This is a genomic window from Microvirga sp. 2MCAF35 (genome assembly GCF_052115545.1).
GTDB lineage: Bacteria > Pseudomonadota > Alphaproteobacteria > Rhizobiales > Beijerinckiaceae > Microvirga.
The window spans coordinates 1-15,415 of record NZ_JBFRGW010000026.1 but is presented as its reverse complement, the minus strand read 5'-3'; the positions used below and the strand labels follow the sequence as shown (position 1 = coordinate 15,415).

13 protein-coding genes and 2 pseudogenes are annotated in these 15,415 nt (G+C 61.9%); 10 read left to right on the top strand and 5 right to left on the bottom strand.

Features of this window, described 5'->3' with window-relative positions:
* The first annotated feature begins 22 nt into the window (after positions 1–22).
* On the top strand, positions 23–460 hold the full coding sequence (locus tag AB4097_RS14125; RefSeq protein ID WP_442040563.1) for a hypothetical protein: 438 nt from the start codon (positions 23–25) through the stop codon (positions 458–460).
* 45 nt (positions 461–505) lie between these two features.
* Here AB4097_RS14125 and AB4097_RS14120 read toward each other — a convergent pair whose 3' ends face one another.
* Complete coding sequence (locus AB4097_RS14120) at positions 506–751, bottom strand: BrnA antitoxin family protein (protein ID WP_442040561.1); 246 nt, start codon at positions 749–751, stop codon at positions 506–508.
* A gap of 262 nt (positions 752–1,013) precedes the next feature.
* Here AB4097_RS14120 and hydA point away from each other — a divergent pair, with 262 nt between their 5' ends.
* The 4 genes from hydA to AB4097_RS14100 are packed head-to-tail and all read left to right on the top strand — an operon-like array spanning position 1,014 to position 6,136.
* Positions 1,014–2,474, top strand: coding sequence for a dihydropyrimidinase (hydA, locus tag AB4097_RS14115; RefSeq protein WP_442040559.1), 1,461 nt, complete (start codon positions 1,014–1,016; stop codon positions 2,472–2,474).
* Positions 2,475–2,518: 44 nt separating this feature from the next.
* Positions 2,519–3,967 (top strand): amidohydrolase family protein, encoded by a 1,449-nt coding sequence (locus tag AB4097_RS14110; protein ID WP_442040557.1) that lies wholly within the window; start codon positions 2,519–2,521, stop codon positions 3,965–3,967.
* 7 nt (positions 3,968–3,974) lie between these two features.
* Positions 3,975–4,646 carry an aspartate/glutamate racemase family protein gene (locus tag AB4097_RS14105; protein ID WP_442040555.1) on the top strand — a complete coding sequence of 224 codons (672 nt, stop codon included), beginning with the start codon at positions 3,975–3,977 and terminating at the stop codon, positions 4,644–4,646.
* Between the two features lie 38 nt (positions 4,647–4,684).
* Entirely contained in the window at positions 4,685–6,136 is a 1,452-nt protein-coding gene (locus AB4097_RS14100; RefSeq protein ID WP_442040553.1) for an amidohydrolase family protein, read from the top strand.
* 92 nt (positions 6,137–6,228) lie between these two features.
* Here the strand turns inward: AB4097_RS14100 and AB4097_RS14095 are convergent, their stop codons facing one another.
* Complete coding sequence (locus AB4097_RS14095; protein WP_442040551.1) at positions 6,229–7,866, bottom strand: amidohydrolase; 1,638 nt, start codon at positions 7,864–7,866, stop codon at positions 6,229–6,231.
* A gap of 191 nt (positions 7,867–8,057) precedes the next feature.
* Here AB4097_RS14095 and AB4097_RS14090 point away from each other — a divergent pair, with 191 nt between their 5' ends.
* The 3 genes from AB4097_RS14090 (at position 8,058) to AB4097_RS14080 (ending at position 11,450) form a co-directional block, all read left to right on the top strand.
* A complete protein-coding gene (locus AB4097_RS14090; RefSeq protein WP_442040549.1) occupies positions 8,058–9,095 on the top strand; it encodes an amino acid ABC transporter substrate-binding protein in 1,038 nt (345 codons plus the stop codon).
* Between the two features lie 66 nt (positions 9,096–9,161).
* Positions 9,162–10,334, top strand: a complete 1,173-nt coding sequence (locus AB4097_RS14085) for an amino acid ABC transporter permease (RefSeq protein ID WP_442040547.1) — start codon at positions 9,162–9,164, stop codon at positions 10,332–10,334.
* A gap of 3 nt (positions 10,335–10,337) precedes the next feature.
* Positions 10,338–11,450, top strand: coding sequence for an amino acid ABC transporter permease (locus AB4097_RS14080; RefSeq protein WP_442040545.1), 1,113 nt, complete (start codon positions 10,338–10,340; stop codon positions 11,448–11,450).
* 142 nt (positions 11,451–11,592) lie between these two features.
* Here the strand turns inward: AB4097_RS14080 and AB4097_RS14075 are convergent, their stop codons facing one another.
* Both AB4097_RS14075 and AB4097_RS14070 read right to left on the bottom strand, forming a co-directional pair.
* Complete coding sequence (locus AB4097_RS14075) at positions 11,593–12,888, bottom strand: NAD(P)/FAD-dependent oxidoreductase (RefSeq protein ID WP_442040543.1); 1,296 nt, start codon at positions 12,886–12,888, stop codon at positions 11,593–11,595.
* 135 nt (positions 12,889–13,023) lie between these two features.
* On the bottom strand, positions 13,024–13,377 hold the full coding sequence (locus AB4097_RS14070; RefSeq protein WP_442040541.1) for a hypothetical protein: 354 nt from the start codon (positions 13,375–13,377) through the stop codon (positions 13,024–13,026).
* Between the two features lie 111 nt (positions 13,378–13,488).
* On the opposite strand from AB4097_RS14070, the gene AB4097_RS14065 reads away from it, so the two are divergent.
* The gene (locus AB4097_RS14065; protein ID WP_442040539.1) at positions 13,489–13,917 is read left to right on the top strand and encodes an ABC transporter substrate-binding protein; all 429 of its coding nucleotides are present in this window, start codon (positions 13,489–13,491) and stop codon (positions 13,915–13,917) included.
* A gap of 148 nt (positions 13,918–14,065) precedes the next feature.
* Positions 14,066–14,403: pseudogene (locus tag AB4097_RS14060) on the top strand (iron chelate uptake ABC transporter family permease subunit); the annotation flags it as partial.
* 255 nt (positions 14,404–14,658) lie between these two features.
* Here the strand turns inward: AB4097_RS14060 and AB4097_RS14055 are convergent.
* Positions 14,659–15,273 (bottom strand): annotated as a pseudogene (locus AB4097_RS14055) (IS630 family transposase); the annotation flags it as partial.
* Positions 15,274–15,415: the final 142 nt, after the last annotated feature.

Sequence of the window (15,415 nt, the reverse complement as noted above, 5' to 3'; positions counted from 1 at the left end):
CCATAACGGGGTTGCAAGCACCTTGAGCACCGGCATTATTGCGACTGCAATCGTCCTGATCATCGGCTATGTTATCGTATCCAGGGTTATCGGCTTGGCGTTTCGCCTCGTGGTTCCTCTGGTTCTGCTCATCATCCTGGGCGGAGCCGGCGTGTTCTCGAGCCTGATTCCAGAGCGCGCCCCAGACATGTCCTACGGCCAAGTCGAGCATCGCTCCGGGAGCGACATCGGTGATCTTCGCTTGCGCGACATCGCTGACATCGCCGTCGATACAGCACGCTCGGTGTTGCAGGGCAGCCTGGCTCTCTTGAATGGCGTCCGTGGCGACACCGAACCGGAACTGAGACGTGAGCCGCGCTGGCCTGATGACCAGCAGCACATCCGTCGGTATGAGTCCTACGACGACCGGTCTGACATTGCCGATCACCCTCGACAGAGCGAACCACGGCATCCGTGGTAAGAAGCCTTCTGTAATCCCTGTCGCACAGAAAGCGATTGATGAGCGTCAGTCGTCGGATTTTCCGGCGGCTTTGCGCAGGGCTGCGTTGATACGCTCCTGCCAGCCTGGTCCATCCCCCTGGAAATAGGCGAGCACGTCCTGGTCGATGCGCAGCGTGATGGTCTCTTTCACGCCGGGGATCGCAGCAGTCTTGGGAGGCCCTTCGACAGGCTTCGTCGTGACTTTCTTGAACGCCGCTTCGGCCGCCTTCATGGGGTCGGTCGGCCGACGTCCGCCCGGTGGTCTCGACATGTTACTCCTCCTGCGTTTGCGTCGTAGAGATCCGACAAGTGCATGGTAGCAGGTCCAGAGGAATTTGAACCCTGCCCATTCCAGATGAGCGTCGCCGCAGATCGACTGTCCCTCCAATCGATATCCGAACTTACCGCGGGAACGGCAAATTTAGTCTCCCGTCTCTGCCAACTTCTCCTTGCTGAGGTGTAATGCGTCTGCGTACAGTGAGGCCCATCAAAGAGAACAACAAACAATCCTGCAGGAACCTTGGGGGGACCGCTTGGCCGAATACGATCTGGTCATCAAAGGTGGACGCGTCGCGACCACCGAAGGCATCTCCACGATGGACGTGGCGATCCAGAATGGAACGATCGCCGCATTGGGCCGGGAGCTTCAGGCCCGTACCAGCATCGATGCCGCCGGCAAGCTTGTTCTGCCCGGCGGCGTGGATGCTCATTGTCATATCGAGCAGCTTTCCGGTGGCGGATTGATGAATGCCGACACCTTCGAGACGGCCACCCGCTCTGCGGCGTTCGGCGGAACGACCACGGTCATTTCCTTTGCCGCACAGCATCGCGGAGACAAGCTGCGCGACGTCGTGGAGAACTACACACGCCTCGCAGCGGCCGGTGCGGTGACGGATTATGCCTTCCACCTCTGGATCTCTGATCCGACACCTGAAACATTGGAGCAGGATCTGCCGCGGCTGATCGAGGCCGGCCACCGGTCCATCAAAATTTTCATGACGTATGACCGGGTGCGCCTCCTCGACGAGCAGGTCCTCGACGTGATGATGGTGGCACGCAAGCACGGCGCCCTGGTCTGCGCTCATGCCGAGAACCACGGCATGATCAAGTGGATGGCCGACAGGCTCATCAGCCGCGGATATGTCGAGCCGAAATTCCATGGCGTCAGTCATCCGCGGGTTTGCGAGATCGAGGCCTTCGAGCGTATTGTCCGCTTTTCCCAGCTTCTCGACCAGCCCGTCATGTTGTTTCACGTCTCGACCGCGGAAGGCGCCGCTGTCGTCCGGCGCGCGCGCGGTGAGGGCATCAAGGTCTTCGCGGAGACCTGTCCGCAATACCTGTTCCTGACAGCCCAGGATCTCGACCGTCCGGGCTTTGAGGGCGCGAAATGGATGTGCTCCCCTCCTCCGCGCACGACGTCGGACCAGGAAGCCCTGTGGCGTGGGCTTGATCTGGGGGACCTTCAGATCGTCTCTTCCGATCACGCGCCCTATCGATTTGATGAAAGCGGCAAACTGGCCGCCGGCGCAAACGCGGATTTCAAGCAGATCGCGAACGGGCTTCCAGGACTGGAGACCCGCCTGCCGCTGCTCTTCGACGCCATGGTGAGCCGTGGGCGTTCGAGCATCGAGAAATTCGTGGAGCTGACAGCTACCGCCCCGGCGAAGATCTACGGGCTCCATCCTTGCAAAGGCGCCATCGCAGTGGGAGCAGATGCAGACATCGCGATCTGGGATCCCGACCGGGAGGTCGTTCTCCACGACGACGACCTGCATGACAATGTCGGCTACAATCCCTTTGCGGACCGCAGGCTGAAAGGCTGGCCGGAAACCGTCCTGCGCCGCGGCGACACGATCATTACTGACGGACGGCTTCAGGCGGCTCCGGGATCGGGACAGCTGCAGCTGCGCGGCATCGCGCCCTCCATGCAGCCGACCGGCAGGCTCAGTCCCGAGTTTGATCCCGCCACCAATTTCGGCGCACAGCTTCTGTGATCTCGCCTCATCACCATCAACCCATCGCATCGGGTCGACCCATCATGACTGGCACAATCAAGGTTATTCGGAAAGCGGCCTGGGCCGTTGCATGGGACGAGAGCACCTCGCAGCACGTCTACATGCGCGATGCCGATATCGCCTTCTCGACCTCCGGCATCCTGTATGTCGGCCCAGCTTATCAGGACCATGCCGACGAAGAGATTGCCGGCGCGGGCATCATGGTGATGCCGGGCCTCGTCAACATTCACTGTCATTCCGGCGACGAGCCAATTGCCAAGGGTCTGTTCGAGGATGTCGGAACGGCCGTCCTCTGGGGCAATGCTCTTTATGAATATTCAGCCCTGATCGATGCCGACGCGGACGCCAAGGCCGCCTGCCAGACGGTGATGCTGAGCGACCTGATGCGCAGTGGCGTGACCACGCATCTCGATATCGCGTCGCCCTCCCCGAAATGGCTCTCCCTAGCGGCCGAAAGTGGATTGCGGGCCTATCTCGCACCCGGCTTCCGTGAAGCGCAGTGGCGCATGGCCGGGAGCCATCGCCTCGACTTCGATTGGAACAAGGCCCAAGGGCGGGAGCGATATGCCGAAGCTTTGGCTTTCGTCGACCAAGCCCGCGCGCATCCCAGCGGCCGCATCGATGGCGTGATCGCCCCGTCGCAGATCGAGACCTGTTCCGAGGAGCTGATCCAGGAAGCCGTCGCCGAGGCGCGCCGCCGCGGAATGCGCATCACCATCCATGCGGCCCAGACCATGGCCGAGCATGAGGAATTGCTGCGTCGTACGGGCGAGACCGCCCCGGCGTTTCTGGAGCGCCTCGGTGTCCTTGGACCGGACCTGATTCTGGGCCATTGCATCTTTCTCGATCACCATTCCTGGACAAGGCAGCGCAACCGCGATGACCTTGTACGGCTCGCCGGAAGCGGAACATCGGTCGCCCATTGCCCCGTCACCTTCGCGCGCAGCGGCATGACCCTGGAAAGCCTCGGTGCCTATCGTCGTGCGGGCGTCAACGTCGGGCTCGGCACCGACAGCTACCCGTTCAACATGCTGGAAGAGATGCGGGAGGCATTGATCTGCTCACGCATCTCCGGCCGCAGCGTTTTCGATCTCGATACGGGCGGCCTGTTCGCGGTTGCGACGACGGGCGGAGCGAGAGCCCTCGGCCGCGACGACATCGGCCGTCTGGCGGCCGGCGCCAAAGCGGATCTGGCATTGGTGGATTTGAGCCATCCGGCCATGCAACCGATTCACGATCCGTTGCGCAATCTGATCCATTGTGCTGCGGAGCGCGCCGTCCGCGACGTTTACGTGGATGGACAGGCTGTCCTGAAGAACCGCCGCGTCGTCAATCTCGACTATGAGGGCGCAGTGCGAGAACTGCAGGATGCGCAGAAGCGTGCCAGTCGAAGGGCTGAGCGGGACGATCCGCAGGGCCGTCCCCTATCCGTTCTCGCCCCCTATTCCCTGCCGCTTGCCCGCCAAGGATAAGACGATCATGGACTCGCCCGTTTATGTGATCAATCCGAACTCGTCCCAGACTGTCACGGCAGAGATCGACAAGGCCGTGGCTCCCCTGCGAAGTGCCGATGGACCGGACATCGTCTGCCTCTCCCTGGCCGAAGGACCGCCTGGCATCCAGTCTCAGCGTGACGTAGACGGTGTCGTCACGCCGATCCTGCGCAAGGCGGCCGACCTGGAGGCGGGCGCGGGCGCGTTCGTCATCGCGTGTTTTTCGGATCCGGGCCTCCACGCCCTTCGCGAGCAGAGCCACCGTCGCGTCTTCGGCATCGCCGAATGCGGCGTGCTGGCGGCACTCACCCTCGGCCAGCGTTTCGGTGTCATCGCGATCCTGCCCACATCCATTCCGAGGCATCTTCGTTATTTCGGCGCGATGGGCGTCATGGACCGATTCGCGGCCGATCTGCCGATCGGGCTCGGCGTTGCGGAACTCTCGGACGAAGATCGAACGTTGAATCGCATGGTCCAGGTCGGGCGGACGTTGAAGGACGTGCACGGATCCGACGTTCTGGTCATGGGATGCGCCGGCATGGCCCGATACCGTGCCGCCCTGGAAAGCGCAGTCGGCATTCCCGTCGTCGAGCCGACTCAGGCCGCCGTTGCCATGGCGGTCGGCCATGTCCGCCTCTCGCAGGCACTCGCATCCTGAACAGATCACGCATCTTCTCTGCCCCTTGGAGTCTGAAAATGACTAGCCCTGTCGTCAAGACGACCCTTTTCCGGAATTGCGACTGGATCGTAGCCTGGGACGAAGCCGTCCGATCCCATGTCTATCTCCGCAACGCGGATTTCGTGATCCGAGGCTCTGACATTGTCCATGTCGGCAAGGATTATTCCGGCCCTTTCGATGCCGAAGTCGACGCCGGTAGGATGATGATCATCCCGGGCTTCGTGGATGTCCACAGTCATCCCGGACACGAGCCAGGCTGGAAAGGTATGCTGGAGGAGCTGGGCAGCCCACGCCTGGGGCAGAGCTCGCTCTACGAGTTCATGCCGGTCTTCCAGATCGGTCCCGAATACACGCGCCCTGCCCTGCGCGTGGCAACCTCGGAACTCCTGAAAAGCGGCGTCACGACGATCTGCGATCTCGGTCGCCCCCGCACGACATGGGCCGATGAATATGCGGAGACCGGCATCCGTGCCGTGCTCTGGGGAATGTTTCGGTCCGGCCCGTGGAAGACTACCAACGGCCATTCGGTGGAGTACGACCTTGATCCGGCAACCGGGGACCGGCTGCTGCGCGAGGCCATCGAGATCGCCGATGCCGCCTCGAAGCACCCGAGTGGGCGCATCACGGGCTTCATCGGCCCGGCCCAGATCGATACCTGCACCGAGGGTCAGATCCGAGACGCGCTCGATGCGGCACGGGAGCGGGGCCAGCCGATCCAGATTCATGCGGCGCAGAGCATCGTGGAATTCCAGGAGATCATGCGCCGCTATGGCTGCACGCCCATCGAATGGCTGGACAAGATCGGAGCGCTGGGTCCCGACACGATCATCGGCCATTGCATCTTCCTGAACGACCATCCGTGGCTGCACTGGCCCCATGCCAACGACTTCGAGCGCCTGCGTGACAGCGGCGCCCAGGTGGCGCATTGCCCTGTGGTCTTCGCGCGCCGCGGTATCGCCCTGAACACGTTGACCCGCTATGTGAAGGCTGGCATCCGCTGCGGCATCGGGACGGACAGCTTCCCGCACAACATGCTCGATGAACTGCGTATGGCCTGTTATGCCGGCCGCATCGTGGGAGGCAGTTTCACGGCCGCCACGACCCACGATGCGTTCATGGCCGCCACGGCCATCGGTGCCGACATGATCCGCCGCCCCGATCTGGGACGCCTCGCGCCCGGCTGCAAAGCGGATTTCTCGGTTGTCGACATGAGCAATCCCTATATGCAGCCGGATTACGAGCCCGTTCGCAGCCTCGTCTATTCAGCCAATGACAGAGCCATCAAGGATGTCTACGTCGACGGCCGCCAAGTCGTGAAGGATGGCGAGGTTCTCGACTTCGACATCGGCGAAGATCTCGAAATGCTGCGCAACGGGCAGGCCGAAGCCATTGCGGCTGCGCCGCAACGGGACTGGGCTGGGCGCGGTCTCGAGGAGCTGAGCCCCAGGGTCTTTCCCGTTCGGGACTGATCTGCGTCGAGAGCAAAGTCCGAAAGACGAAAGGCCCCGAATGATTTCGAGGCCTTTTTCAATTCGAATGCCGTTGGTTCGGCCGATCGGATCTAGCGAGCCGTCTCCCCATACCGGTCGAACACGATTTCGCCGCCGCGAATCGTGAGATCGCACCGGGTATCATGCAGAATCTCTTCAGGGGACGCCGTCAGGAGATCGCGGGAAAAGACCGCAACATCAGCCGCAAGGCCGGGAACGAGACGACCCCATTCATGCTCGGCCTTGTTCACATAGGCGCCGAACTCCGTGAAGGCCATGATCGCCTGCTCGATGGATACCACCTCCCGCTCGTCCATGACCGTGCCATGAGCCGTCTTGCGGGTCAGCATGGAGAAGAAATTCGGGAAGGGATTGATGTCGCAAACCGGCGCATCGCTGCCGGCAGCGGGCTTGAAGCCGAGATCGATCCAGGTCCTGAGCGGATAGGAGGGCTTCGCCCGCCTCTCGCCGACCACTGAAACATAGAGATCGCCGAAATCGTAGATGAACACCGGCTGCGGCACGGGCTGAACACCCAGGCGCCTCATGCGGGCATTCTGGTCGGCTCTCGCATAGCCCGCATGCTCGATCCTGTGACGGCGGTCCGGGTCCGGCATCGCCTCGAGAGCGAGTTCGAAGGCATTGAGGGTCTGCTCGATGGCGGCATCGCCGATCGCATGTACGGCAAGCTGATACCCCTTTGCGTGATAATCATGCACGAGATCGTTCATCTCGTTGTCGTGCAGGAGCATCAGGCCGTTGGTCTCGGGCTCTCCGAGATAAGGCTCGCTCATGGCGGCGGTTCGCCCGCCCGCACTGCCGTCGGTGAAGATCTTCACGGGTCCCACGCGCAGCATGGAATCGCCCGCGCCCGTCACCACGCCGTCCGCATAGGCCTGCTCCACGATGCCCCCCGGCCCGCCAAGAAGGCATTGGGTCGTCCGAACGGGCAGCCGCTGGAGGCGCTGCGCCGTACGATAGGCGGCAACCTCGCGGTATCCTGCCCTCATGCCGACGCCTGCATCCATCACGCTGGTGATGCCGTAGGATAGGCATGCCTGGCCGGCATCGTCGATGGCCTGAACGAGTTCCTGGTCCGTCGGCTCCGGCAACACCGCCTTGAGGCGGTCGCGCCCGGTCTCGGCCAGCAGGCCGGTCAGCCGCCCGTCCCGCTGCTCGATGGCGCCTCCCTGGGGAACGGGCGTGATCTCGTCGATACCCGCCAGTTCCAGCGCCTTCGAGTTGCAGATCGTCACATGGCCGCAGGCCCGCACGATCGCGACCGGGTGATCGGGCGCCGCCGCGTCGAGTTCCTCCCGGAGTGGATGGCGCCTCACGTCGAGTTCGAATTGGTCGTATCCACGCCCCTGAATCCACTGCCCCGGCGGCGTGACGGCGGCGCGCTGCCGAACCTTGCCGAGCAAGGCCGCAAGTGTCGGCGTGGAGGATGCGCGCACGTCCACATGTCCCATGATCACGCCATAGGGAAGAAGATGCATGTGCGAGTCGCACAGTCCGGGGGTCGCGAGGCGGCCTCGCAAATCGATCACCCGGGTCGACGGTCCGATGAGGGGCTCCATGTCGGCTGCGGACCCGGCCGCGAGAACCTGCCCGGCCCATAGGGCGACGGCTTCGGTCACTTGCTCTGAAAATCCGCGAAAGACGCGGCCGTTTGTGAGGACGATATCGGCTTTGGGCAGGATGGGCATGGACCACTCGCGCGGCAAGGGCGGGTGCAGCTGACGCTGCAGTCGACGGCGGGCGAGTTTGCATACCTTTTAGTCGATCAGCAAGATCTCAAACGCCTTCCGCTAGGAAATTCTGTCCTTGAATCCTTGATTGTTTCGGGTCTAGCTTGACACACAGCGACCAAATAAGGCGCAGGAAAAGAGGGAGTACAATGATTCAATCGAAAACCATAGGCCGGTGGCTTGCACTCGGCCTCATCGCCGGTGTCACGGCTGTTACCGCCGCACCTGCATCGGCTCAATCGACCCTTGATACGGTCAAGAAGCGCGGCAAGATCCTGTGTGGCGTGTCCCCCGTCGCTCCCGGCTTCTCCTATGCCGACGACAAAGGCGTTCGGCGTGGCTTCGATGTCGACATCTGCCGTGCCGTGTCGGCCGCAATCTTCGCCGATCCCGACAAGGTCGAGTATGTTCCGCTGAACACCAATGTCCGCTTCCAGGCCGTTCAGTCCGGGGAAGTCGACATCCTCTCGCGCCAGAACACCTGGAGCTTCTCGCGTGACGCCTCACTTGGCCTCGATTTCGGGCCCGTGGTATTCTACGACGGCCAAGGCCTGATGGCTCCGGCAAAGCTCAATGTGAAGAGCGCCAGCGAACTCGCCGACGCGGCGATTTGTCTGCTGCCTGGAACGACGACCCTCCAAAACCTGGAGGATTACTTCCGGCCCAAGAACATCAAGTATGAATCCGTGGTGTTCGAGAACTCCGACGAATGGCGCAATGCGTTCTTCAACGGGCGCTGCGATGCCATCACGACGGATCGCTCGGATCTCGCTTCCGTGCGCGCAATCGCCAACGACCCGTCCCAATATGTCGTGCTGCCGGAGACCATCTCGAAGGAACCGCTTGCGCCGACGATTCGCCAGAACGATCCGAACTGGCGCGATATTCTGAACTGGTCGATCTATACCCTCATCGGTGCGGAGGAGAAGGGCGTCACCCAGGCGAATGTCGATGAGTATCTCAAGAGCGAGGATCCCGAGATTCAGCGTATGCTCGGCGTGAATGGCGACTTCGGAAAGATGCTCGGCCTCGACAACAAATGGGGCTACAACATCATCAAATCCCTCGGCAACTACGGCGAAGTTTTCGACCGCAACCTCGGTCCCAAGACCCGTCTCGGCCTGACGCGCGGACCGAACGAGCTCTGGACCAAGGGTGGCCTGCTTTACGCGCCGCCGTTCCGGTAGTCTGAGATCGACGGGTGGTCGCAGGGCCACCCGTTTCCCCCTCAGTTCTATCCGGAAAGGATTATCATGCGCGCCGATGCGGTGAGCGGGACAAGGCTCCTGTACAATCTGCGTTTTCGGGCGATCCTCTATCAGGTGATCGCCGTCGGAAGCATCGTCCTCCTGGGACTCTATCTGTTCTCGAACGTATCGCAGAAGCTGGCCGAGCAGAATATCGCGACGGGTTTCGGGTATCTGAGCCGCGAAGCGGGCTTCGTGATCAGCCAGACATTGATCGACTACAAGCCCACCGATACTTATGGGCGAGCCATCCTGGCCGGCATCGTCAACACGGTCTGGGTCTCGGCCTGGAGCGTCGTGCTCGCGACGATTATCGGGCTTATTGTCGGCATCGCCCGCCTTTCCCGCAACCCGCTGCTGGCGCTCCTGGCCTTTCTCTACGTGGAGGCTTTGCGAAACGTACCTCTGCTCCTCTATCTTTTCCTTTGGTATGCCCTGATCGTTACGAGCCTCCCAGCCGTGCGCGAAGCATGGGAGATTCTGCCCCATGTCTTCCTGAGCAACAGCGGCCTGACCGTGCCGTCCCTCCTATGGACCAGCGCCCATACGCTCGTTCTTCTGGCCCTTATTCTCGGAGGTGTTCTCGGCGTTTTCGTGCATCGCCGCGCGATGGCCCAGCGGATCAGCACAGGCAAGATGCGAACGACATGGCCTTGGGTGGCCTTGGCCCTTCTAGTCCCCCCGATGCTCGCGCTTCTGATCGTGCAGCCCGATCTGACGGTCAGCCTTCCGGAGAAGGGGCGCTTCCGTCTGACCGGAGGCGCACAGCTCAGGCCGGAATTTACCGCCCTGCTCGTAGGCCTTGCTCTTTCCGCTTCCGCGGGCATCGCGGAAATCGTGCGAAGCGGAATTCTCTCCGTCCGCAAAGGGCAGTGGGAGGCCGCTCGCGCGCTGGGCCTGCGCGATGGGTTGACCATGCGCCTCGTCATTCTTCCTCAGGCGATGCGCGTGATCATTCCGCCGCTGACCAGCAGCTATCTGAGTCTGTTCAAGAACTCGTCGCTTGCCATCGCGATCGGATATCCGGATCTCGTCATGGTCTCGAACACGACCATGAACCAGACCGGACAGGCGATCGAGGGCATTGCGATCTTCATGCTCGTCTATCTCGGCCTGTCGATCATGATTTCGCTGTTCATGAACTGGTACAACAGCCGCGTCGCGCTGAAGGAGCGCTAGGCCATGACGACCGCGACCGACATCGCCGAAGCCCAACTGAAGATGCCGGTTCGACGGGAGCCGGACATCGGGCGCCGTTTCCTTCGTCGCACGCTCAAGCCTCTCATCGGGACTCCTGTCAATGCGGTGATCACGCTGGCCTGCCTGTGGGTCCTATGGCTTGGAGCCAAGGGTGCCTATGGGTGGCTCGTGACCCGGGCGGTCACGGAAGGCGGGACCCAAGCCTGCAAGGTGGGGAACGGAGCCTGCTGGCCGTTCTATGAAGCGAAGCTGCGCTTCATGATCTTCGGGGTCTATCCCTATGACGAGCAGTGGCGCGTGCTGGTAGCCATGGTTCTGTTTCTGGGCGCCATGGGAATCACTATGATCCCGCGCTTCTGGAGCAGGAATCTTCTCGTGCTCTGGGGCGTCACGATCGTCGCGACGGCGATCCTGATTGGCGGCGGCGTGTTCGGCTTGTCCCATGTGCCGACGACGCAGTGGAGCGGGTTGCCTCTCTCCTTCTTGCTGTCAGCGATCGGCCTTGCCTTCGGCTTCCCCCTCGGCGTCGTTCTCGCCCTGGCCCGCTCCTCGACGCTCCCGGCGATCCGGGTGATCGCCATCATCTTCATCGAGGTGATCCGTGGCGTTCCGCTCATCAGCATCCTGTTCATGGCATCCGTGATGCTGCCGCTCTTCATGCCGAGCGGGATCACGGTAGACAAGCTGCTGCGGGCGCAGATCGCCATCATCATCTTTGCAGCTGCCTATATCGCGGAGGCGGTCCGTGGCGGATTGCAGGCCATTCCCCGAGGACAGCATGAAGCCGCCAGCGCGATGGGCCTGCATTACTGGCAAGCCATGCGCCTCGTCGTCCTGCCTCAAGCCCTGAAGATCGCAATCCCGCCGCTGGTGAACATTTCCATCGGCTTCTTCCAGGACACGACGCTCGTCACGATCATCGGCCTCCTGGACTTTCTGTCCACCGTTCGTACGGCCATGACGGATCCGAACTGGGTCGGCATTGCCGTTCTCGAAGGCTACGTCTTCGCAGCCTTCGTGTTCCTGGTGTTCTCCTACGGGATGGGAGCGTACAGCCGGTTCCTGGAGCGGCGCATGCGCCTCGGCCACGACTAGCGCATCGGACGGAAAAGTGGACCCGGTATTCGCTGACGCGGCCCTGCGGGTCCGCTCCATCCGATGCGCCAGCCAAGAGAAAAAGCATCGGATGGATCCCAAAAGTGCAAATCCACTTTTGGGTCCGATGCTGTAGAGCAGTTCAGGCGGCCCGTGCCGCCCGACGCTCTTTTGCAAGATCCAGTGCCTGATAGGTCCAGTACGTGAGCTGCGCCGCAGCGACCCCGAACGGCCCCCCATTCCAGGCGAGACTGAAAGGCTCGTAGAGGCGGTAGCGATCGCTCGTGCCGAGAATTCCTTCCGCGATCACACGCCCGCCGATGGCCGTCGTGTTCATGCCGCGCCCGCCGAAGCCGAACACATGCCAGACGCCCGGCTGAAGCTTTCCGATGAGAGGCATCAGATGACGGGCATAGGCCATGAGGCCCGACCAAGCCGTCTCCACACGCACGCCCGCGAGCTGAGGATAGGTGGAGACCATCGTATTCTGCATCATGTCCGCGAGACGTCGCGGCTCGGTCGTGCGCGTCGTAATCCGTCCTCCCCAGAGAAGCCGCGCGCCTTCGTCGACGATGCGATAGTAATCCCCCGCACGCCGGTTGTCGCTGATCGCCATCGGCGTGCGTACCGCCTGTGCGATGCGCTCCGGTGCCGATTCCGTCAGAAGAACATACGTTGAAATTGGCAGAATGCTGCGGCGCAAGCGGGGTACCAGATTGTCCGTATAACCACCCCCCGCTAGGACCACGTCACGCGCCCTGACGTCTCCACGTTCTGCCCTGACGACCTTCTCCGCACCGTCGAAATCGCAGCCGGTTACGCGCGAGCCTTCGAAAATTCTCCCCCCCAGGCCTTCGATCGCTTTTGCCAGAGACCGAGCATAATTGAGGGGGTGGAAGTGAAAGGAGGCCGGATCGTAAAGCGCCTGAAAGTACTTCGGTGAATTCAAAACGGCTCGTACGGCGTCGGTTTGCATCACCTCCACGGGGTAATCGAAGGTCTTCTTCAGCATCTCGCTCTGGCGCGCGAGGCCGTCGGGATCGTGATATCGGAGCACGCTCATCTTGCCATAGACACGCTTGTTCTCGGCCATGCCGAGCTCGGTGAGATTTCCTTCGACGATCCGCACGCCCTCGATCGAGAGCTGGTGCAGAGCTTTAGCCTGCTTGCTTCCAACCATGCGGGTAATGTTGGCATGGCTCGTCGCATAACCTGGACCGACGAAGCCTCCATTGCGCCCCGATGCTCCCCAGCCGACCCTCTCGGCTTCCAGAACCACGACCGATCGGCCTGCCCGGGCCAGTTCGAGAGCAGCCGTGAGACCTGCGAGCCCACCCCCGACGATGGCGACATCGGCCTCGACCGTCCCCGCGAGCGGAGGTCGTTGCGAAGCATCCGCGAGTGTGCGGGCATAGTAGGTGTCGCCATAGCCGGTCATGAAGGCCCCCAATCCAGGTGATCTTCGCAAAGCCTAGCGCATCCTGCAGAAAAGTGGACCCGATTTTCTCCCGTGAAGGGCAGCAAAACAACTTCTGCTTTCCGGCTGGATCCACGGCGGAACCGCTGTCAAATCCTATGGTCCGATCCTGTCCCGGTTCCCACACGCGAAACCTCTTCTGCGATTGCTCCAGAGTTCTTGCGCGATCCTCTGATGCCCTTCGAGGGTTTTCGCACTTTTGTTCATCGTGAGAAGTGCGACGGCTACGGTATAGGTAATAATGGCAACGGCACGCTCGTCCCAAACGGTACCCTCCCACACGCCGTGCCAATACTCGAGGCTTGTCATTCCCGTCAGAGCATGGGCTTTCGGCTCCGGCTGCGCCGGAACGAAGAGATCTTCCGCCGCACCGTCCGCAAGACGAAGAGATGTGCTTGAGCGGATAGGCGTCGCCTCGGCGACGTTGCGGCTCGCACCGAAAATCGTCATGCTGCGGCATCCGAGGATCGATCTCATGATCGACCCCAAGGACTTCATGGGCAGCGTGAAACGCAATGTTGAGACTCTCGGCAGGATCTTCGATAAACAGGCCAAAGCCAATTGGCCAAGCTCGAGACATCCATAGCCAATCTTCGCCAGGAGATCGCCAAAGCCGGCAAGGGCCTTCTGGTCCTCACGACGGTGGGCAAGATGAGCGCCTACGGACCCGGCTCGCGCTTCGGGATCCTCCATAGCGAATTCGGAATCGTGCCCGCAGTCGAGGGATTGGCCACGACCAATCACGGTCAGGCCGTGTCGGCGGAGTTCATCCTCAAGACCAATCCGGACTGGTTGTTCGTGATCGATCGGGACGTGGTGGTCGGCCGCGATGGCGGCGCGGCCAAGAAGGTGCTGGACAACGAACTCGTCGCCCAGACCACAGCCTTGAAGGACGACCAGGTCGTCTATCTCGATCCGGTCGAGTGGTATCTGTTTGGCGGGGGACTTACGGCCCTTCAGGCCGGTGTTGATCAGATTGCCAAGCTGTGACGAAGAAGTAAGCCGCATCCGGCCGATACGGTTCGACCGCGGGTCGCTCCCTGAGCGATCCGCCTTTTGCGTGTGGAACCCCAGGCCTGTCGAAGGCCCGCCTGAAGCTCGAGCACCCTTGAGACCCCTCCTCGCCCTGGCAGCCGCAATGATCCTGGCTCCGATCAGCCTATTGATCGGAGCGAGCGACCTGTCGCTTACGACCCTCCTCTCACCACAGGAGGGCAACCGTACCGTTCAGATCCTCGTGGTCTCGTGCATTCCTTGGACCATTGCCCTCATCCTGGCCGGCATGGCCCTGGCGGTGGCCGGGCTGATCATGCAGATGCTGACACAAAACCGCTTCGTCGAGCCGTCCACGGCCGGAACGCTCGAGTCGGCAAGATGCTGGTGGCCGCAGGTTTTGCCCTGGCCGGAACCGCCCTGTTCCTGCGCATCCTCCGCCTCGTGGCCATGCGCTCGGTCCTGACCGTGCCGCTGGTCGGCAGCACGATGAAGCTGCTGCGCCGGGCCGCAGACGATCTCGGCAAGACGATCGTCCTCGTCCTCCAAGACATCAACTTTGCATCCTGCTACTCGGATTACATCGTGGCCATGCGCGACGGAGCAATCATCGGGCATGGGACACCCGACGAGACGATGAAGTGCGACGTTATACGAGACGTCTATGACATGAATGTCACGGCACAGGAAATGGGAGGGAGATCGATCACATTCTATTACGTCTAGAGCAACGGTGGTTCAGACGAATCCATAACCGGCCGCGGTGAAGTAGTTGCGGCATTCCTCAGCCTCGACCCCATCGCAGATGTCGCCAATGGCCCGCCAGAGTGCGTCAAAGGTGCGGGCTTCGGCTTTGCGCAGGAGCGCTTTGATCTTGGCGAAGAGTTGCTCAATCGGGTTCATGTCTGGACTGTAGGGTGGCAGGAACAGAAACCAGGCGCCGCGTTGCTTCAGACAGTACGCGGCCTTATCGCTTTTATGCGCCGGCAGGTTGCCGAGGATCACCACGTCGCCCTTGGACAAGGTCGGGGCGAGTTGGGTCTCCACATAGGTCTCAAAGATCTGCCGGGTCATCGGCCCATCAATCACCCAGGGAGCTGTCAGCCCGGAGTAGCGGAGCCCCGCCACAAAGGTCTGGGTCAGCCAGTGGCCGAACGGCGCCTTGGCATACAGGCGCTGCCCCTTGGGACAGCGACCGCGCAGGCGCGTCATCTTGGTCGAGGTGCCGGTCTCATCGAGAAACACGAGCCGATGCGGCTCCTGCTGCATGCGCGGCTGGCGCTTGGTGTGCCAGTGCTCGCGCGCCTGGCGTACGTCGGCGCGTCCTTGTTCGCTGGCCCGCAGCGTTTTTTTCTAGGACGGCAAAGCTAGCTGGCAGACCTGCTGTTCGAGAGCCGCCAGGTAGGCAGCGGGATCGTGTCGAAAGCGGGTGCGCAGGGTTCGCGCGCGGCGGCCTCTCTCCAGACGCTGGCGCAAACTCCTCCAGTGCTCCCGG